Origin of the sequence: Massilia alkalitolerans DSM 17462, assembly GCF_000427785.1 — a bacterium.
Classification (GTDB): domain Bacteria; phylum Pseudomonadota; class Gammaproteobacteria; order Burkholderiales; family Burkholderiaceae_D; genus Telluria; species Telluria alkalitolerans.
In genome coordinates this window covers 78184-95506 of record NZ_ATYR01000013.1, presented here as the reverse complement: position 1 = coordinate 95506, position 17323 = coordinate 78184, and the positions used below count along the sequence as shown (strand labels likewise).

Below are 17323 nucleotides of genomic sequence, written 5' to 3'. Positions count from 1 at the left end.
GCATGCAACGGCAGCGCATCACGTGACATCTAATGTCGGAAAGGACGCAATACACGGACCTTGATCGAGGAGACCACCATGCATACCTTGCAACACAAGCTGATTGCCGCCGCGGCCGCCGCTGCGCTCGTGCTGGCCGGCGGCGCCGCCCTGGCCCAGTCCGTTCCGGACGACGCCCAGATTGCCGGCATCGTCGTCGCCGCCAACCAGGTCGATATCGACGCCGGCAAGCTGGCCGGGAAGACCAGCGGCAACGCCGAAGTGAAAGCCTTCGCCAGGCAGATGGTTACCGACCACAGCGGCGTCAACAAGCAGGCACTGGCCCTGGTGAAGAAACTGAAGCTGACGCCACGCGACAGCGAACTGGGCAAGAGCCTGAAGCAGGGCGGTAGCGACAACCTGGCCAGGCTCAAGGCGCTCGAGGGCAAGGCATTCGACCAGGCCTACGTCGCGCATGAAGTGCGCTACCATCAGGCGGTGATCGATGCGCTCGACAAGACCCTGATCCCGAATGCCAAGAACGCCGAGCTGAAGGACACGCTGGTCAAGGTGCGCCCGGCCTTCGTGGCGCACCTCGAGCATGCGAAGCAGCTCGACGCTTCGCTCAGGTAGGGGCGCGCCATGATCGCGCGTTCGATGGCCGCGTGGATGGCGGCGCTGACGCTGCTGACCGCCGTGCCCGGGGACGCGGCGCGCGGCGCCCCGGCGGTGCACACCGTCGTGATCGACGGCATGCGCTTCATTCCCGAGACCCTGGAGGTGCGGGCGGGCGATACTGTGGTCTGGCGCAACCGCGATCCGTTCCCGCATACCGCCACCGCGGGCAGCAAGGGCGGGCCGGCTTCGCCCGCCATCGCCGCCGGCGCGAGCTGGCGCTTCAAGGCGGCGCAGCGCGGACGCTATCCCTACCTGTGCACGCTGCACCGCACGATGCGGGCAACGCTGGTGATCCGTTGAGGAGGCGAACGATGGGCAAGGCGGGCATGGCCGCGGCGAGCGGGCCGGAACTGATGGCGCTGGTGGCGGCCGGCGAGCCGGGTGCGTTCGAGCTGCTCATGCGCACCCATAACCAGCGCCTGTACCGCACCGCGCGCAGCATCGTCAGGGACGATGCCGAGGCCGAGGACGTGGTGCAGGAAGCCTACCTGCTGGCCTACCGCAAGGCCGCGTCCTTCCGCGGCGAGGCCAGCGTCTCGACCTGGCTGACGCGCATCGTAGTGAACGAAGCGAACGCAAGGCTGCGCAGGCAGCAGCGCCGCGACGGCATCCTGCGGCTGGTGCCCGGCAGCGAGGAGGAAGCCATGGACGACGCCCCGGGGGCCGCGACCGACCTGCCCGAGGAAGCCGCGTTGCGCCGGGAAGCGCGCCGGCTGATCGAGGCGCGCATCGACGCGCTGCCCGAGCGCTTGCGCACCGTGTTCGTGCTGCGCGCGGTCGAGGACATGTCAGCCGGCGAGACGGCGGCGGCGCTCGGCATTCCGGAAGCGACGGTGCGCAGCTGCTTCTTCCGCGCACGCGCCATGCTGCGCACGGCGCTGGCGCGCGACTTCGACGAGGCGGCTGCCTCGGCCTTTGCCTTCGACGGCGCCCGCTGCGACCGCATCGTGGCGGCAGTGCTGGCCCGGGTCTGAGAGGGGCGTCAGCAGAAGCCGTGCCGCCCGAGGGCGGCTTTCAGCGCCCGCCGGAATTCGCCATAGTCGACCGCCTTGTGCACGTACTCGATCGCCCCCAGCGCGTCGGCACGGGCGCGGTCGGTCTCCAGCGCCGAACCGGACAGGACGATGACCGGCAGGTGGCCGGCGGCGCGCCCGCGCAGGCGTTCCATCAGTTCGAAACCGTCGACGCGCGGCATTTTGATGTCGAGCAGCAGCAGGTCGAAGGAGGCCGCGCCCAGCAGCTGGTACGCCTCCTCGCCATCGCTGGCCATCACGATGCGGTGCGCGACCTCGCAGTCCTGCATGGCGCGGCGCGTCAGGGCGACATCCAGCAGCAGGTCATCAACTAAAAGTACCTTGATTGTCATGCCCGCATGCTAGCAAACGGCATGGATGAGCGCCGCACCAATCGTGCGTCCTGCAGGCAGCGTCTCAGGCAGACACGATGCGGTCGCGCCCGGCCTCCTTGGCCTGGTAGAGCGCCTTGTCGGCGCGGTGGATGGCGTCGGCAAAGGGCTCGCCGGCGCGGCGCATGGCCAGTCCCGCCGAGAAGCTGATGCGGCGGTCCGGCAGGCCGGCTACCTGCATGCCATGGATGCGCTCGGCCATCCGCTCCAGCACGACGCGCGCGTCCTCGGGCCCGGCATTCGGCAACAGCAGCAGGAATTCCTCGCCGCCCCAGCGCGCCAGCACGTCACCGCCGCGCAGGCAGGCACGCGCGGTGCTTGAAAAGCTGCGCAGCACCGCGTCGCCCGTGGCGTGGCCGTACCGGTCGTTGACCTGCTTGAAGAAATCGATGTCTAGCAGGGCGATGCACGCGCCTTTGCCGCCCTGGCTGCCGTCGGGCTGGCGCCGCTCCTCGGCCTCCAGCACCTCGTGCATGCGGCGGCGGTTGACCAGCGAGGTCAGTTCGTCCACCGTGGCCAGCACGCGGATGGTGTCGAGCGCCTCGCTCAGCTCGTGGCGCTGGCGCTTCAGGCGCGCGCGCAGCTTGCTCATCTCGCCGCTCAGCACCGCGGTGGAGAGCAGGGCGCCGGCCAGGTAGCCGAAGGTGATCAGTTCGGTCATCGGCGGGTAGCGTTGCGGGTCACTGGCCTGCATCCAGTACATGGTGGCGCCCATGCCGGTCAGGGCGGCAATGGTGAGCAGCAGGGTCTGGCGCGGCCTGGCGGCGAACATGCAGAACACGATCACGACCACGGTCATGATCAGCATGGCGCCGCGCAGCGGCCCCGAGATCGCATAGGCGGCCATGCTGCAGGCCAGCGAGAACACCGCCTGCGACACCGCCAGCTGGTCGGGCGCCAGCCTGAGGCGCCCGCTCACCCGGATCAGGACGTAGAACACGAGCGCGCCGCAGCCTCCGAACGTGATGAGCTTGTCCGCAGCGGCCGGCTCGGCCATGCCCTCGCTGACCTGCAACAGCAGAAGGCCGATGCAGGCCACGTAGAGCACGCAGGTTGCAGCCCAGTACTGCAGCGTGCGCCGCAGTTTCGGATCGGCGCCGCACAGCAGTTCGACCAGGCGCGCCAGCATCGTCATGGCCGGTCTGACGGGCAGGCTGCGAGCAGTTCGGCAATCTGTTCCGGCGGCACCGGACGGCTGAACAAGTAGCCCTGCATCTCGTCGCAGTCGTTGGCGCGCAGGAAGTCGCGCTGCTGCTCGGTTTCCACGCCCTCGGCGATGACGCGCAGGTTCAGTTTGTGGCCCAGCGAGATCACGGCCATCGCGATGGCCTGGTCATCGAGGCTGTCGGCAAGGTCGCTGACAAAACTCTTGTCGATCTTCAGGCGGCTGATCGGGAAGGATTTCAGCGCCGACAGGCTCGAATAGCCGGTGCCGAAGTCGTCGATCGAGAGCGACACGCCCATGGCCTTCAGTTCGCGCATCTTGTCCACCGCGCGTCCAAGATCGCGCATGATCGAGCTTTCGGTCACCTCGACTTCCAGCGCTTCGGGCGGCAGGCCGGTGTCGCGCAGGGCGCCGGCGATGCGCTCGACCAGGCGCTTTTCCTCGAACTGGCGGGCCGATACGTTGACCGAGATGCTCAGGGGCGGCAGCCCGGCCGCGCGCCAGGCCACGCCCTGGGCGCAAGCGGTGCGCACCACCCATTCGCCCAGCGGCACGATCAGGCCGCTCTCTTCGGCCAGGCCGATGAAGCGCAGCGGCGAAATCATGCCCTGTTCCGGGTGTTTCCACCGGATCAGGGCCTCGACCCCGAACAGGCGGCCGCTGCGCAGGTCGACCTTCGGCTGGTACAACAGCTGGAACTGGCAGTGTGCGCCCTTGCAGCCGGGGTCGACGCAGGCATCGAGCGCGGCGCGCATGCCTTCGAGCAGCACCAGCTTCTCTTCCACGCTGGCGTTCATCTCGCTGGCGTAGAACTGGAAGCTGTCCTTGTGTTCCTTGGCGCGGTACATCGCCGCATCGGCGTTCATCATGAGGGTGTTGGCGTCCTCGCCGTCGCGCGGGTACAGCACCACGCCCATGCTGCAGCTGACCTGCACCTCCTGGCCCTCGACCTCGACCGGCTCGGTGACGGCCTCGCGCACCTTTTCCAGCAGCGGCGTGATCGCCATCGGGTCGCCCGAGATGTCGGGCAGCAGGATCACGAATTCGTCGCCGCCGAAGCGCGCCAGGGTGTCGTTGCGGCGCAGGCAGCGGCCCATGCGCGCGCCCACCACCTTCAGCAGTTCGTCGCCGGCGTTGTGGCCAAGCCCGTCGTTCACCAGCTTGAAGCCGTCCAGGTCGATGAAGGCAAGTCCCACCGCGTGGCCCTTGCGCTCGGCATCGCGGATGGCCTGGCCGAGGCGGTCGCGCAGCAGGCTGCGGTTCGGCAGGCCGGTGAGGTCGTCGTGGTGCGCCAGGTGGCGGATGCGCTGCTCGGCGAGCTTGCGCTCGGTGATGTCGCGCACGATCGCCACTACGCCGCCTTCCACCGGCACGACCTGGCGGTGCAGCCAGCGGTCCTCCACCGGAATCATGTGGGCCAGCCATTCGGCCTCGCGCGCCACGCCGTCGGTGGCCACCGCCGACAGGTCGTCGAAGATGCCCAGGCCCAAATGGGTCGGCAGCAGCACCGACATGCGCTTGCCCTGCATGCGCTCCTTGGTCAGGCCGGTGAGCTGCTCGGCGCGGGTGTTGGTGGTCTCGATCAGGAAGTCCAAGACGCTGCCGTCGGCGCCGGCAATGGTGCGCAGCACGAAGAATGCGTCCAGGCTGGCCTCGGAGGCGGCGGCATAGGTTTCCTGGGCCAGCCGTTCACGCCTTCGCGCCTTGGCCAGCTGCCACGACCAGGCGCTGACCAGGGTGACGACGAACAGCAGCAGGGCGGTGCCGGCGCCGGCGCCGAGCAGCCAGGCGCGGCGCCGGGCGTGGAATTCGGCCATCTGCTCGGCCTCGGACAGGCCGACCACGGCCACCAGCGGGAAACCGACCAGGGCGCGGGTGCTGGTGTAGCGCCGTTCGCGGTCGATCCCGCCCTGGCCCAGCACGATGACGTCGTCCTTGCCGATGGCGATGCGCTGGCCCCACGAGACCTGCTCGCCGACGCGTACCGCCCGCACGACGCCGTCGCTGCCGGCTACGCCGAGCAGGCCGCGCTCGCCCAGGCGCGAGTGTTCATAGGAACTGGTGAAGAACGCCGGGTCGACGGCGACGGTGGCGACGCCCGCGAAGCGGCCGTCGCTCGTGTTGATGCGGCGCGAGAACACCACGTGCGGCTCGCGCCGGCCGACGGTCGTGCTGACGTAAGGCGCAGGGCTGCCCTTGTCGCGGTGCCGGGCGAACCAGGGCGCGCGCGAGACGTCGCCGCCGGGGCGACTGTGCGGATTGCTCGCCAGTACGCGGCCGTCGTCGCTGATGATCGCGACCTGGAACACCAGGCCCGGCGGCAACAGGCCCTTGGCGCTCATCGCCCCCAGGGCGGCGCCCGGACCGTTGGTCTCGACCGCGTACTGCAGCACGCGCAGGGTCTGGTCGATGCCGCTCAGGCTGCGCGCCATCTGGGCCTCGTAGGTGTCGACCAGTTCGCGCGTGGTTTCGCGGGCCGCCGCGTGCGCGGCGCGCTCCTCGGCGCGGATCATGTGGACCGCGGTGGTCCACAGGGCCGCCACCAGCAGCAGCGCGAACAGCGGCAGCGAGATGTGGGTTTCCAGTCCGCGCCCGAGCCAGCCCAGCAGCGCCGCGCGGCGCCCGTTCGGCTGCGCCTGCGGCCGCGCATGCGGCGCCCTAGCAATGGTGGGCGGGACCATGTCGTTCATGGGATCAGTGCAGCACCAGCACCGGACGCACGCTGGCGTCCAGCGCGGCGCGGTCGATGTAGCCGATCATCGAAGGATTGTCGGCCACCATGCGGCGCACGCTGGCGCTGTCGCCGGCTTCGCGCGGCGGCTGGCCGCGGCCGGTGAAGACCATCTTCGACCAGTGCGCCTTGAGCAGGGCCGGGGTCTTGCCGGTGACCTGGGCGTAGAACTGCTCGCGTTCGTTCGAGCCGAGGCGCTGGTCGAGCGCGACCACTTCGCCTCCGCCGGGGAAGCGCCCGGCCTGGCCCAGGAAGATCGCGGCGACCTGGTCGGGCGACAGCGCCGGCAGCGGGTTGCGTGCCGAGACGATCACGACCAGTTCGGCCGAGGCATTGGCGCACGTCGCCAGCGCGAGCGCGGCGGCGGCCATCAGGTGTCGGATGCGGGTACCCATGCGCAGCCTCAGAAGACGAAGTCGAGGGCCACGCTCGCCACGTGCACGGTCTCGCCCGAGCGGAAGCTGGACGGCGTGTTGATCAGGGTGCCGCGCGAACCGTCGGTCGGCCGCAGGCGGTCGTACTGGAGCTTGAGTGCGGCATTGGTGGCCAGGTCCCAGCGCAGGCCGGTGCTGAGCGTGGTCTGGATCGGGATCGTCCCCAGGTAGATGTTCAGCCCGGCGTTGAGCGCGGCGGCGGTGGCGCGTGCCCGCGCCGGCAGTCCGGCCAGCGCCAGGCCCGGATCGCGGGTGGCGCCGTGCGCGCGCACCTTGGCAAAGCCGAGGTAGGGCGTCAGGCTGGCGAAGCGGTAGCCGCCGCCGGCATACATGGTGGTGGTCCGGCCGAGCAGCGAGTGGGTCTGGGCGTGCCCGGCTTCGGCGTTCAGGAACCACTGCCCCGGGTCGTAGCTGAGGCCGGCACTGACCATGCTGACGCGCTTGTGCTCGATCGCATAGCGCTCGGCCAGCGCCACCCCTTGCGGACCGAAGGCGCGCATGGCGGTGAAAACTTCTTCGCCGATTCCGGTCGTCAGGTGGGCGGTCAGCGCCGACAGGCGCGCGCTCAGCGGGCCGCGCTCGATGCTGTGGGACAACCCGGCAATGCCGTGCGCCTCCACGCGGCGGTCGTCGAACAGGCGGGTGTCGGTGCGGCCGAAGAAGGCCTGGGTGGCGTGGCGCGTGTCGCCGGCGCCCCAGCGCCAGGTGGCATCGAGGCCGTCGCTGCTGGAGATCGGCAAGCCGCCGTACACTTCGACCGGCGGGCGCACCCAGGCCATGGTATAGCCGACCTTGCGGGAGTCGGCCGCGAGGAAGACGGGCAGCGCGATGCGTCCGACGCGCAAGGCCAGGTCCGGGGTGGCCTGGTACTTGACATTGGCCCATTCGACGCGCGGGCGGTAGCTGCCTTCCATGTTCTGCTCGCTCACCACCTGCAGCACGGCCGACCAGCGGCCCAGCGACAGGTCGAGCTGCGCGCCCAGGCGGCTGTCGACGTCCGGGCTCCAGGCTTCGCTGCGGCCGGCGCCGTTGGCGCGCAGGATGGTGGAACTGAAGTCCGCGTTGCGCACGCTCGCGTAGACGGCGCCCAGGGTGCCGAAGCCGGAAAACTTCCATGCCGGCGCCGCAGCGGCATCGGCGGCTGCCGCTTCGCCGGTCGCCGCGACGGCGCGGCCCACGGTGACCATCAGGCCCAAGGCGAGCACGCCGCCACGCAGGGCAGCCGGCAGTGCGTAGCAGGGGAAAGAAAACTGGTACGTCATGGTTCAGGTTGCTGTGCGGCGGCCGGAAAGAGCGGGCCTTGCGAGGGGAAAAACGACGTCAGACTTTACCCAACGCGACAGGCAAAGTCGAGATGTTTACACGGTGAAACAAATTAATCTGACAAGCTTTGTTGTTCGATGGCAACGGAGTCCGCGCGGACGCCCCACAGCCGCGGCCCGCCCAGGTCGAGCCAGGTCAGGTAGAGCCGCAGGTCGAACTCGAGCTGGTGGTAGTGCGGCTCCATCCAGCAGCACAGCTTGTAGAAGGCCTTGTCGTGCTCCTTTTCCTTCAGGTGGGCCAACTCGTGCACCGCGATCATGCGCAGGAAGGGCAGCGGGGCGTCGCGGAACACGCTGGCGATGCGGATCTCGCGCTTGGCCTTCAGGCGGCTGCCCTGGACGCGCGAGATCGCGGTGTGCAGTCCGAGCGCGTGCTGCACCACGTGGATCTTGCTGTCGAAGGCGACCTTGACCACCGGCTCGGCCTGGCGCAGGTAGTCGTCCTTCAGCTCTTGCACATAGGCGTAGAGCGCCTTGTCGGTGCGGATGCCATGGGCCTCGGGGTAGCGCTGCAGGAGCACCGCGCCGAGCTGGCCGGCATCGATCAGCTGGCCGACCTGGGCGCGCAGGGTGTCGGGATAGGCCGTGAGGTAGGGAAGCTTGTGCATAGGGCCGGCAATGTACCATGGCGCCGGCGCGCGGTGTCGGGAGGGCCACGGCGTCGGCTGGCGCCGTGGTATGGATGCATCGTGGGGAAGCTTCAGCAGGATGGGGGAACGGGGCTAGTGCCCGGAAAGCTGCTCAGCTCTCCTTTTCGCCCTGGCGATTGCCGGCGTTCTTGGCCGCGGCGGCGGCGCGCTGGGCCGACTGCCGGCTTTCGCCCCCCTTGCGCCCGATGTCGGCCATGTGGGCGCGGTTGCGGCTGACTGCCTCGCCGCCTTTCTGGCCGGCGCGGCGTGCTTCTTCGGAATCGAACTCGTGCGCGGTACCTTTCTGGTGTGCCGCCTGCCCGCCCTTGCTGGCGATTTCACGCTGCTGGTTCTGGTCCATTGCCGCGAAACCGCGCTTGGCCGGCGCCTGGCCGCTGCCCGCGCCGCCTTTCTGGGCATTGCCCTTGCCGTTCTCTTTGCTTGTCGCCATGTCGCTCTCCTTGTGTGATCGCGAGCGCGTATGGATGCGCTCGTGCCGTTTAGAGAGAAGGCTGAAGCGTAAGTTCCTTCGCGCCGGGACCGGCATCGACGCACCGGCCCGTCGCGCGCTAGCGCGGACGCGAACGCCGTTCGCGCACGCGGCCGGTCGCGCCGCGCAGCAGGCCGCGCGGCTCGATGCCGTCGATCGCGGGCGGCGCGCTGGCGAGGTCGGATTCGAGCTGGGCACGGCGCGTGCGCAGGCGCAGGCCCAGGGCCTGCTGGTCGGCCCCGGCGCGCGCCAGCGCCGGGAACAGCAGGTTCTCTTCAAAGGCGACGTGGCGCTCCACTTCGTCGGCCAGCACCGCGACACAGACGTCGAAGTAATCGTCGTCCGGGAACAGGGCAGCGAGCTGCTCGACGAGTTCGCGCGTGCTGTCGTGTTCCAGCGCCGCGTCTTCGAGCAGGCCGTTGTCGACCGCGCCACGCAGCGCCGGGTAGAAGAGTTCGTCCTCGAGCAGCGCGTGCATGCTCAAGACGTCGCACAGCTCGTCGACCACACGCTCGCGCTGCGCTTCTTCTTCGCGGTCGAGCATGGCGAAGGCGTGGAACAGGGCGCGAACGTGCGCGTGGTCGGCGCGCAGCTGGGCCAGGATGCCGCCGGGCGGCTCGGCGCCTGTTTGTGGAAACTGAGCCATGTTCACCTCGCAAGACAATGCGCGCCAAATGGGTATAGACGCGCCCCGAGAGGAGAAGTTCAGTCAATCTCGCGGTGCTTCCTGGCTGGATCAAGAAGCACCGGGGAGGGCTCAGGCTTCCGCCACCTTGAGCACCAGCTTGCCGAGGTTCCTGCCTTCGAACAGCATCAGCAGGGCCTCGGGGAAGCGCTCGAAGCCTTCCACCACGTACTCGATGCTCTTGACACTGCCTTCCTGCATCCAGCTTGCCAGCGTCGCCACGCCTTCCGCATAGCGTGGCGCATAGTCGAACACGACCATGCCTTCCATGCGCGCGCGGTTCACCAGCAGCGACAGGTAGTTGGCCGGGCCCTTGACCTGGCTGGTGGCGTTGTACTGCGAGATCGCGCCGCAGATCACGATGCGCGCCTTCATGTTGATGCGGGTGAGGACGGCGTCCAGGATCTCGCCGCCGACGTTGTCGAAATAGACGTCCACGCCCTGCGGGCAGTGCTGCTTCAGGCCCGCATGTACGGAACCCGCCTTGTAGTCGATGCAGGCGTCGAAGCCGAGCTGCTCGACCACGAAGCGGCACTTCTCCTCGCCGCCGGCGATGCCCACCACGCGGCAGCCCATCTTCTTCGCCACCTGGCCGACCGTCATGCCGACCGCGCCGGCCGCGCCCGAGACCACCACGGTCTCGCCGGGCCTGGGCTGGCCCACCTCGCGCAGGCCGAAGAAGGCCGTCATGCCGGGCATGCCGAGGGTGTTGAGCCAGGCGGTCGGCGCGGCGATGCGCGGGTCGATCTTCGTGAACGCGGCGGTCTTGTCGTCGGCCTGGCCAGACCAGTAGCGCTGCACGCCGGTGCCGCCCGCCACGTGATCGCCCACCGCGAAGCGCGGCGAGCGCGAAGCCACCACCACGCCCAGGCCGCCGGCGCGCATCACCTCGCCGATCGCCACCGGACGGATATAGGATTTGCCCTCGTTCATCCAGCCGCGCATGGCCGGGTCGAGCGACAGGTAGAGCACCTTGACGACGATGCCGCCTTCCTCCGCCTCGGGCACGGCTTCTTCGTGGAACTGCCAGTCCTCGTTGCGCGGCATGCCGAGCGGACGGGCGGCGAGCAAGAACTGCTGGTTTGGGGGGAAGGCATTGGTCATGGGAGTCTCCGCTACAAGTTGGATAATATTGGCAACGTGACTATACCGGTTCTCCAGCGCCGCTCCTATACCGGTCCCGTGCGGCGTGCGACAATAGCGGGCTTTCCCACCCCCACGCAACCCGATCACATCCCTATGGCTCTCAAGGCAACCATCTACAAGGCCGACCTGTCGATCGCCGACATGGACCGCAACTACTACGGCGACCACACCCTGACCATCGCGCGCCATCCGTCCGAGACTGACGAGCGCGTGATGATCCGGGTACTCGCTTTCGCACTCCATGCGGACCCGGCGCTTGTCTTCACCAAGGACCTGTTCGACGTCGAGGAGCCGGCCATGTGGCAGAAGGACCTGACCGGCGCCATTCAAACCTGGATCGAGGTCGGCCAGCCGGACGAGAAGCGCCTTCTCAAGGCGGCGGGCCGCTCGGAGCAGGTGCTCGTGTACAGCTACAGTGCCACCAGCGACATCTGGTTCAGGGGCCTGGCCAACAAGATCGACCGGGCCAGGAACGTCGCGGTGGTCAACATTCCGAACGAAGCCAGCGTCCAGCTGGAGAAGATGGCGAAGCGGAACATGCAGCTGCAGTGCACGATCCAGGACAGCCAGGTGTGGCTGACCGACGGCATCGATACCGTGCTGGTCGAGCGCGAATACCTGCGCGGCGGCCCGTGAAGCTATAATTCCCAGTCCACCTCATTTCACATTCGTCGCCATGAAACATCGCTTCCTCGCTTTCCTCGCCGGCAGCCTGCTGTCGGTCTCCGCGTTCGCCCAGGTGAGCGTGTCCGAACCCTGGATCCGCGCCACCGTGCCGGCCCAGAAGGTCACCGGCGCCTTCATGCGCTTGCAGGCAGCACAGCCCACGCGCCTGGTCGGCGTGCAGACCGAGGTCGCCGGCCGCGCCGAGCTGCACGAGATGGCGATGGAAGGCCAGACCATGCGCATGCGCCGCGTGGACGCGATCGAGCTGCCCGCGGGTAAGCCGGTCAACCTGGCCAGCGGCGGCTACCACATCATGCTGATGGACCTGAAGCGCCAGGTGAAGGAAGGGGAGAGCATCGAGCTGACCCTGCAGGTCCAGGACGCGGCGGGCAAGCGCCAGGACGTGAAGGTGAACGTGCCGGTGCGGCCCCTGAGCCACAGCGCCCACGCCGGGCATTGATGTCTCAGCGCGGCGCCGCCGCGATCCGGCGTGCATCTCCCGAGCCCACGACCGACTTGCTGACTCGCGGGTCGCCATAGTAGTTGACGTCGCCCGAGCCGGCGATGGTCATGCTCAGCTCGTGGCGCACCCACACCGTCGCTTCTCCCGAACCCGCCACGCTGATGCTGGCGTTGTCCGCCTGCACCCGGCCCATGTCCACGGTGCCCGAGCCGCCGATCGATACCGACAGCTTGCGCGCCTGGCCGGCGCCGGCCTTGAAGTCGCCGCTGCCGCCCAGCGTGACCGAGACCGAGTCGCTGTCCAGCTGGCGCACATTGATTTCGCCGGAGCCGCCCAGGTCGATGTTCAGGCGCGGTGCACGCAGCAGGTCGGCATCCACCGAGCCCGAGCCGCCCAGCGCCAGACGCTCGATCTGGCGTGCGTTGACGACGATCTTCAGGTTCTTGGTGCGCAGGTTCAGGTTGCGCTTGGCCGGGCGGATCTTCAGGGTGCCGTTCTCCACCACTGTCTCGATCAGCGGCAGCAGGTTGTCGTCGGTTTCGATCGTGACGCCTTCGCTGTCGCCCGTGCGCAGCTCCAGCTTGCCCGGCACTTCGAGGGCCAGGCCGGTGAAGTGCGATACCTGGCGGGCCTGGCGCTTGATGCTGCCGTTGCCCTCGACGCGCTCGCCGCCGAAGGACCAGCTGGCGGCCAGCGCCGGGGCGGCCGTCGTGGCCAAACCTGCGGCGAAGGCGCCGGCCACCAGCGTGGAAAGCAGAATGGCGCGCAGGATGCCGGCCGGGCGGGAAGAGGTCTTGTTCATGCTTGTCTCCTGTCGAAGCGTTTGTCGATGCTGTCATCCTAGGCAAAGGCCGGGTCCGGCGCATCCCGGATGCGACGAAGCGCACAGTCCACTGTCCAGAATGCACCCTGGCAGGACAGGCCGTCGCGCCCATGCGGTGTGCATGGCTATCCCGAATGCCCGGATTGCACTAGAATCGTGCGCTTTTTGCCCCGGTATGCATCCGGCGGAGGTAGCAATGAACCTGATTTTCCTTCTGATGGCCTTCTGCGTCGGCATGGCCATGTCCATCCAGGCGGCCGTGAATACCCAGTTGGCCGCATCGATCGGCGCCAACTCGGTGGTCGCCGCCCTGGTCTCCTTTGCCTGCGGCACCATCGTGCTGGCCGGGGTCGCGCTCTCGCGCGGCGGGCTGGGCCCGAGCTTTGCCGCGCTTGCCGGCCAGCCCCTGTGGAAGTTCGCAGGCGGCTTCCTGGGCGCGGCTTTCGTCTTCGGCACGGTATTCCTGGCCCCGCGCATCGGCCTGCTGAGCCTGATCGTGCTGGTGATCGCCGGTCAGCTGATCACTTCGATGGCGATCGACCACTTCGGGCTGGTCAACATGGCGATGCGCAAGGTGTCGGGCGTGCGGGTGCTGGGCGCCTGCATCGTCGCGCTGGGCGTGGCCGTCACCCTGTTTGGTGACCGCATCCTGGCCGGCCTGCGCCACTGATCACCGGCGCGCGCGCACATCCCCGTTAACGCTGTCTTGACACTGCAAGCGTAAGATAGTCGCCTGGCCGCTGTAAAAAGGGGAACGGCATGTTCGCGAGCAAGGCCGCCGCTGGACGGAAGCATGGGCATCCGTATGCCATCACGCTGCTGCTCGCGGCGCTGTGCGCGTTCAGCCAGTATGAGGGGCGCCACGTGTTCGGCCGGCGCGCCCCGCTCGGCCTGCTGTACCTGCCGGTCATGGCCAGCGCCATCCTGGGCGGCTGGCGCCCGGCGCTACTGGCCTCGGTATTGTCGCTGCTGCTGTCCCCGCTGCTGGTGGCGCCGCAATTCACCTTCATCATCGCGCGGCCGCAGGACGTCGGCGCCATCCTGGTGCTGGTCATGGTCTGCCTGTTCACCTGCGGCATGGCCGCGGTGCTCGAACGGTCCGAGAACAAGGCGCGCGCCTACCTGGCCGACCTGCAGGGCAGGGAGCATACCTTGCGCGCCCTGCTGGGGGCCTCGGTCCACGCCATCCTCGGCATCGGCCACGACGGCCGGATCCAGTTCGCCAGTGCCTCGGTGGCGCGCCTGTTCGACTTCGCGCCGCAGGAACTGATCGGCCAGTCCTACGAGGTCCTGGTCGTGAACGGCCTGCGGCAACTGCGAGGCGGCGGCCTCGACAACCTGTTCCACAGCGGCGCGGTGGGGCCGGTCGGCGAGATCCAGGAAATCGAATGCCGCCGCAAGGACGGCAGCCTGTTCCCGGCCGAAGCCAGCCTGGCGCTCGCCGACGTGCCGGGCGGGCGCCTGGTGGTCAGCCATATCGCCGACATCAGCGAACGGCGCGAAGCGGAGCGGCGGGTCCTGCACGCGGCCCGCCACGATCCGCTCACCGGCCTGCCGAACCGGGCCCTGGTCTATGAGCTGGGTGCGCAGCTGCTGGCCTCGGCCAAGCGCCACGGCGACCGCATCGCCATCCTGTTTTTCGACCTCGACCGTTTCAAGCCGATCAACGACACCTATGGGCACACGATCGGCGACCGGATGCTGCAGCAGGTGGGCCAGCGCCTGAAGGACGGGCTGCGCGGCAACGACCTGGTCGGACGGCTGGGCGGCGACGAATTCGTCGCCATCCTCGCCGATATCCGGACCGACGACGCGGTGCTGCACATGGCCACCCAGCTGCTGCATACCCTGCGCGAACCCTACCGGATCGACACGCTCGACCTGAAGACCTCGCCCAGCATCGGCATCAGCATCTACCCGGAAGACGGCGACGAGCTCGATATGCTGATCCGCCATGCCGATGCGGCGATGTACCATGCCAAGAATGCCGGCCGCAACCGCTGCCAGTTCTTCACCCAGGAGATCTACTTGCATGCCCGGCAGACCTTCGACCTCGAGCAGCGGCTGCGCCACAGCATCGCCGAGAGCGACTTCGAGCTCGTGTACCAGCCCTTCATCGACCTAAGCCACAGGCGCTTCGTCGGCGTGGAGGCGCTGCTGCGCTGGCGCGGCGGCCCGACCGCGCCCGGCGCGCAGGAGCGCTTCATTGCCGCCGCCGAGCGCATCGGACTGATCACGGTGCTGGGCGACTGGGTACTGCAGGAAGCCTGCCGGCAGCATGAAAAATGGCGCGAACTGGGTTTGCCCGCCATCCGCATGGCGGTGAATGTCTCGCCGGTGCAGTTCCGCGAGAAGAATTTCAGCGAGCGCGCCGCCTGCATCATCCGCAGAAGCGGCATCCCCCCTGGCTGCATCGAGTTCGAGGTGACCGAGAGTGCCGTGATGAGCGACGTCGAAGATGCGGCGAAGATGCTGGAACGGCTCAAGGGCGACGGCGTCAGCATCGCGCTGGACGACTTCGGCACCGGCTATTCCAGCCTGAGCTACCTGTCGCAGTTCCCGATCAACAAGCTCAAGATCGACAAGTCCTTCATCCACAACATCGATACCGACCCCCGCTCGCTGGCCATCGCCGAGACCGTGATCGCGCTCGGCAAGAAGCTGGGCATGACCGTGATCGCCGAAGGCATCGAGTCGCAGGCCGGCATCAAGCTGCTGGCGGACATCGGCTGCGACCTGGGGCAGGGCTTCTTCATCAGCAAGCCGGTCCGTCCGGACAAGCTGGTCGACTGGTACTACCAGGGGCAATACAAGCACCTGTTTGCATAGCAATCTCAAGCGTTGCGGCTTGGTAGCACCACGAACAATTTTATTTCAGATTTGCAATCTTTTTGATATGCATGGTTCTATAATGTCCGGCACTGTTTAACTTTTTGCCACGTGCCGGCCAGATGGAATATCACCAGTCCTCGCAGATCCCCACCCTGTCGTACATCGAGAACGAAGACCACCCGGTATTCGGGACCCTGGTCGAGCAGATCCTGCACCTGCTGAATTCGCGCCTGGTGTTCTCCGACATCATCATCCACCAGAACAGTCCGCTGATGCTGCGCCAGCCGAAGGGCCTGGTGGCGGTGACGGATTCGCCCATCACCAAGGAAGAGCTGGAAGAATTCTTCGACGTCATCGAGCCGAACTGGGCCGAGCGCATCGCGGTGCGCGCCTTCGATCGCTCGATCGACCTGCACACGGCGCGCATCCGCGCCAACTGCTTCAGCTTCCAGGGCAAGAAGCGCCTGGGCTGCGTGATCCGCCGCTTCCCGAAGGAGCCGCTGGCGCTGTCGGAACTGGGCCTGTGGCCGGACGAGCAGGAATTCGCGCGCCTCAATAGCGGCCTGGTGCTGATCATCGGCGATACCTGCCAGGGCAAGTCGACCACGATCGCCTCGATGATCGACGAGATCAACAAGCAGCGCTCGGGCCACATCATCACCATCGAAGACCCGGTCGAGACCCTGATCCCCCAGCGCAAGTGCATCATCACCCAGCGCGAGGTGGGCGAGGACGCCGACGTGGCCAGCTACTACCTGGGCGCGCTGGACGCGCTGCGCGAGCGTCCGGACGTGATCGTGATCGGCGAGATCCGCGATGCCGAGACCGCCCAGGAAGCCCTGGCCCTGGCCGAATCCGGCCCCTTGGTGCTGGCCACCCTGCACGCGCGCTCCACCGAACTGGGCCTGCAGAAGATGCTGCGCCTGCTCGGCAATTCGGAAGCCCAGTCCCAGGCCCTGGCGCACGCCCTGCGCGGCGTGCTGTGCCAGGCGCTGCTGCCGTCGGTGGAAGGCAACCGCTACCACCTGGCCACCGAATGCCTCACGCCCAGCGCGGCCGTGATGCGCATGCTGGAGGCGGGCGACGTCGGCGCCATCCGCGCCCACATGAACCTTGGGCGCGATCCGGGCTGCCACACCATGAACGCGTCGCTCGAGGGGCTGCTGGCCTCGCACAAGGTACGGGTAGAGGATGCGCGCAACGCCACCACCGACCGGGTTGGGTTTGCGGACATGGTGTAGGTCGGCGCCGCCGTGCCTGCCTCCCGGCCGGATTCCGGTATAGTCGGCGACAAACCGGATGGCCGAAAGGAGTGCAGGTGCGACACATTCTTCTGCTTGCAGCGCTGGCGCTGCTGAGCGCATGCACGGAGCGCGCGCCGGCGCCAGGCAAGGGCGCAGACGACGGCAGCGCATCGATTCCCACTCCGCGAGCTGCCCTTAAAGCCGCGCCGCGCCTGAGCGACGCCGGGTTCGGCCCGATCCGCTTCGGCATGCTGCTGCCGCAGGCGGAAGCGGTGGCCGGCAAGGCCAGCCTGCCCCAATCCTTCGATCCCGCCTGCAGCATGGTGCGCTTCGCCACGCTGCCCGGACTGCGCTTCATGGTCGAAAGCGGCATTGTCACGCGCGCCGATGCCGACGCCGGTATCCCGAACGTACTCGGCCTGGCCGTCGGCGATACGCTCGCGCAGCTGCGAGCCCGCTATCCCGACGCGCAGCTAGCGCCCCACAAGTATGTGGAGGATGGGCATACCATCAGTTTTCCCAACGCCGACGGCAGTGCCGCCATCGTGCTGGAAGAGGAGGGCGGCAAGCTTACCAGGATACGCGCCGGTCGCCAGCCGGCGGTCGCCTACGTCGAGACCTGCGGATAAGC

At 68.0% G+C, this 17323-nt stretch carries 19 protein-coding genes; 9 read left to right on the top strand and 10 right to left on the bottom strand.

The genetic code is table 11. The annotated features are described in order from the left end of the window. Window positions 1–78 precede the first annotated feature (78 nt). From YWC_RS0114825 to YWC_RS0114815, 3 genes are read left to right on the top strand one after another with little or no spacing between them, the layout of a single operon-like run. Window positions 79–612 (top strand): DUF4142 domain-containing protein, encoded by a 534-nt coding sequence (locus YWC_RS0114825; protein ID WP_036214496.1) that lies wholly within the window; start codon window positions 79–81, stop codon window positions 610–612. A gap of 9 nt (window positions 613–621) precedes the next feature. Next, window positions 622–957 (top strand): cupredoxin domain-containing protein, encoded by a 336-nt coding sequence (locus YWC_RS0114820; protein WP_027866083.1) that lies wholly within the window; start codon window positions 622–624, stop codon window positions 955–957. An 11-nt stretch (window positions 958–968) separates the two neighbouring features. Next, window positions 969–1631, top strand: coding sequence for an RNA polymerase sigma factor (locus tag YWC_RS0114815; protein ID WP_027866082.1), 663 nt, complete (start codon window positions 969–971; stop codon window positions 1629–1631). Window positions 1632–1639: 8 nt separating this feature from the next. On the opposite strand, the gene YWC_RS0114810 is transcribed toward YWC_RS0114815, so the two are convergent. From YWC_RS0114810 to YWC_RS0114770, 9 genes are all read right to left on the bottom strand, one after another. Next, window positions 1640–2023, bottom strand: coding sequence for a response regulator (locus tag YWC_RS0114810; RefSeq protein ID WP_027866081.1), 384 nt, complete (start codon window positions 2021–2023; stop codon window positions 1640–1642). Between the two features lie 64 nt (window positions 2024–2087). Continuing rightward, window positions 2088–3197, bottom strand: a complete 1110-nt coding sequence (locus YWC_RS0114805; RefSeq protein ID WP_027866080.1) for a GGDEF domain-containing protein — start codon at window positions 3195–3197, stop codon at window positions 2088–2090. Beyond that, window positions 3194–5917, bottom strand: a complete 2724-nt coding sequence (locus tag YWC_RS0114800; protein WP_027866079.1) for a bifunctional diguanylate cyclase/phosphodiesterase — start codon at window positions 5915–5917, stop codon at window positions 3194–3196. The genes YWC_RS0114805 and YWC_RS0114800 overlap by 4 nt, the downstream gene beginning before the upstream one ends. A gap of 4 nt (window positions 5918–5921) precedes the next feature. Continuing rightward, entirely contained in the window at window positions 5922–6353 is a 432-nt protein-coding gene (locus YWC_RS0114795; RefSeq protein WP_027866078.1) for a type 2 periplasmic-binding domain-containing protein, read from the bottom strand. Window positions 6354–6361: 8 nt separating this feature from the next. Beyond that, window positions 6362–7654, bottom strand: coding sequence for a porin (locus YWC_RS0114790; RefSeq protein WP_051306477.1), 1293 nt, complete (start codon window positions 7652–7654; stop codon window positions 6362–6364). Between the two features lie 113 nt (window positions 7655–7767). After that, window positions 7768–8322 (bottom strand): M48 family metallopeptidase, encoded by a 555-nt coding sequence (locus YWC_RS29495; protein WP_036214448.1) that lies wholly within the window; start codon window positions 8320–8322, stop codon window positions 7768–7770. A gap of 133 nt (window positions 8323–8455) precedes the next feature. After that, window positions 8456–8794, bottom strand: coding sequence for a KGG domain-containing protein (locus YWC_RS29490; RefSeq protein WP_027866076.1), 339 nt, complete (start codon window positions 8792–8794; stop codon window positions 8456–8458). Window positions 8795–8912: 118 nt separating this feature from the next. Next, window positions 8913–9479 carry a hemerythrin domain-containing protein gene (locus YWC_RS29485; protein WP_051306476.1) on the bottom strand — a complete coding sequence of 189 codons (567 nt, stop codon included), beginning with the start codon at window positions 9477–9479 and terminating at the stop codon, window positions 8913–8915. A 111-nt stretch (window positions 9480–9590) separates the two neighbouring features. Further along, a complete protein-coding gene (locus tag YWC_RS0114770; protein ID WP_027866075.1) occupies window positions 9591–10622 on the bottom strand; it encodes an NADP-dependent oxidoreductase in 1032 nt (343 codons plus the stop codon). Window positions 10623–10757: 135 nt separating this feature from the next. On the opposite strand from YWC_RS0114770, the gene YWC_RS0114765 reads away from it, so the two are divergent. Together YWC_RS0114765 and YWC_RS0114760 are read left to right on the top strand one after the other, a co-directional pair. Then, entirely contained in the window at window positions 10758–11300 is a 543-nt protein-coding gene (locus YWC_RS0114765) for a YaeQ family protein (protein WP_027866074.1), read from the top strand. Window positions 11301–11340: 40 nt separating this feature from the next. Next, window positions 11341–11790: a copper chaperone PCu(A)C gene (locus YWC_RS0114760; RefSeq protein WP_027866073.1), complete on the top strand. Its 450-nt coding sequence runs from the start codon at window positions 11341–11343 to the stop codon at window positions 11788–11790. A 4-nt stretch (window positions 11791–11794) separates the two neighbouring features. On the opposite strand, the gene YWC_RS0114755 is transcribed toward YWC_RS0114760, so the two are convergent. Further along, on the bottom strand, window positions 11795–12595 hold the full coding sequence (locus YWC_RS0114755) for a head GIN domain-containing protein (RefSeq protein WP_027866072.1): 801 nt from the start codon (window positions 12593–12595) through the stop codon (window positions 11795–11797). Between the two features lie 217 nt (window positions 12596–12812). Between YWC_RS0114755 and YWC_RS0114750 the strand changes: the two genes are divergently transcribed. The 4 genes from YWC_RS0114750 (at window position 12813) to YWC_RS0114735 (ending at window position 17321) form a co-directional block, all read left to right on the top strand. After that, window positions 12813–13286, top strand: a complete 474-nt coding sequence (locus YWC_RS0114750) for a DMT family transporter (protein ID WP_027866071.1) — start codon at window positions 12813–12815, stop codon at window positions 13284–13286. Between the two features lie 89 nt (window positions 13287–13375). Then, on the top strand, window positions 13376–15445 hold the full coding sequence (locus tag YWC_RS29480) for a putative bifunctional diguanylate cyclase/phosphodiesterase (RefSeq protein WP_051306475.1): 2070 nt from the start codon (window positions 13376–13378) through the stop codon (window positions 15443–15445). 122 nt (window positions 15446–15567) lie between these two features. Beyond that, window positions 15568–16689 (top strand): type IV pilus twitching motility protein PilT, encoded by a 1122-nt coding sequence (locus tag YWC_RS0114740; RefSeq protein ID WP_027866070.1) that lies wholly within the window; start codon window positions 15568–15570, stop codon window positions 16687–16689. A 77-nt stretch (window positions 16690–16766) separates the two neighbouring features. Next, entirely contained in the window at window positions 16767–17321 is a 555-nt protein-coding gene (locus tag YWC_RS0114735) for a hypothetical protein (protein ID WP_156923686.1), read from the top strand. The last annotated feature ends 2 nt before the right edge of the window (window positions 17322–17323 follow it).

What these genes read in the sequence shown, in the direction of transcription:
- YWC_RS0114755 (WP_027866072.1), bottom strand. Translation starts at nt 12,595, where the DNA reads ATGAACAAGACCTCTTCCCGCCCGGCCGGCATCCTGCGCGCCATTCTG.
- YWC_RS0114790 (WP_051306477.1), bottom strand. Translation starts at nt 7,654, where the DNA reads ATGACGTACCAGTTTTCTTTCCCCTGCTACGCACTGCCGGCTGCCCTG.
- YWC_RS0114810 (WP_027866081.1), bottom strand. Translation starts at nt 2,023, where the DNA reads ATGACAATCAAGGTACTTTTAGTTGATGACCTGCTGCTGGATGTCGCC.
- YWC_RS0114805 (WP_027866080.1), bottom strand. Translation starts at nt 3,197, where the DNA reads ATGACGATGCTGGCGCGCCTGGTCGAACTGCTGTGCGGCGCCGATCCG.
- YWC_RS0114795 (WP_027866078.1), bottom strand. Translation starts at nt 6,353, where the DNA reads ATGGGTACCCGCATCCGACACCTGATGGCCGCCGCCGCGCTCGCGCTG.
- YWC_RS0114765 (WP_027866074.1), top strand. Translation starts at nt 10,758, where the DNA reads ATGGCTCTCAAGGCAACCATCTACAAGGCCGACCTGTCGATCGCCGAC.
- YWC_RS0114815 (WP_027866082.1), top strand. Translation starts at nt 969, where the DNA reads ATGGGCAAGGCGGGCATGGCCGCGGCGAGCGGGCCGGAACTGATGGCG.
- YWC_RS0114750 (WP_027866071.1), top strand. Translation starts at nt 12,813, where the DNA reads ATGAACCTGATTTTCCTTCTGATGGCCTTCTGCGTCGGCATGGCCATG.
- YWC_RS0114820 (WP_027866083.1), top strand. Translation starts at nt 622, where the DNA reads ATGATCGCGCGTTCGATGGCCGCGTGGATGGCGGCGCTGACGCTGCTG.
- YWC_RS29485 (WP_051306476.1), bottom strand. Translation starts at nt 9,479, where the DNA reads ATGGCTCAGTTTCCACAAACAGGCGCCGAGCCGCCCGGCGGCATCCTG.
- YWC_RS0114800 (WP_027866079.1), bottom strand. Translation starts at nt 5,917, where the DNA reads ATGAACGACATGGTCCCGCCCACCATTGCTAGGGCGCCGCATGCGCGG.
- YWC_RS29495 (WP_036214448.1), bottom strand. Translation starts at nt 8,322, where the DNA reads ATGCACAAGCTTCCCTACCTCACGGCCTATCCCGACACCCTGCGCGCC.
- YWC_RS0114760 (WP_027866073.1), top strand. Translation starts at nt 11,341, where the DNA reads ATGAAACATCGCTTCCTCGCTTTCCTCGCCGGCAGCCTGCTGTCGGTC.
- YWC_RS0114740 (WP_027866070.1), top strand. Translation starts at nt 15,568, where the DNA reads ATGGAATATCACCAGTCCTCGCAGATCCCCACCCTGTCGTACATCGAG.
- YWC_RS0114825 (WP_036214496.1), top strand. Translation starts at nt 79, where the DNA reads ATGCATACCTTGCAACACAAGCTGATTGCCGCCGCGGCCGCCGCTGCG.
- YWC_RS29490 (WP_027866076.1), bottom strand. Translation starts at nt 8,794, where the DNA reads ATGGCGACAAGCAAAGAGAACGGCAAGGGCAATGCCCAGAAAGGCGGC.
- YWC_RS29480 (WP_051306475.1), top strand. Translation starts at nt 13,376, where the DNA reads ATGTTCGCGAGCAAGGCCGCCGCTGGACGGAAGCATGGGCATCCGTAT.
- YWC_RS0114770 (WP_027866075.1), bottom strand. Translation starts at nt 10,622, where the DNA reads ATGACCAATGCCTTCCCCCCAAACCAGCAGTTCTTGCTCGCCGCCCGT.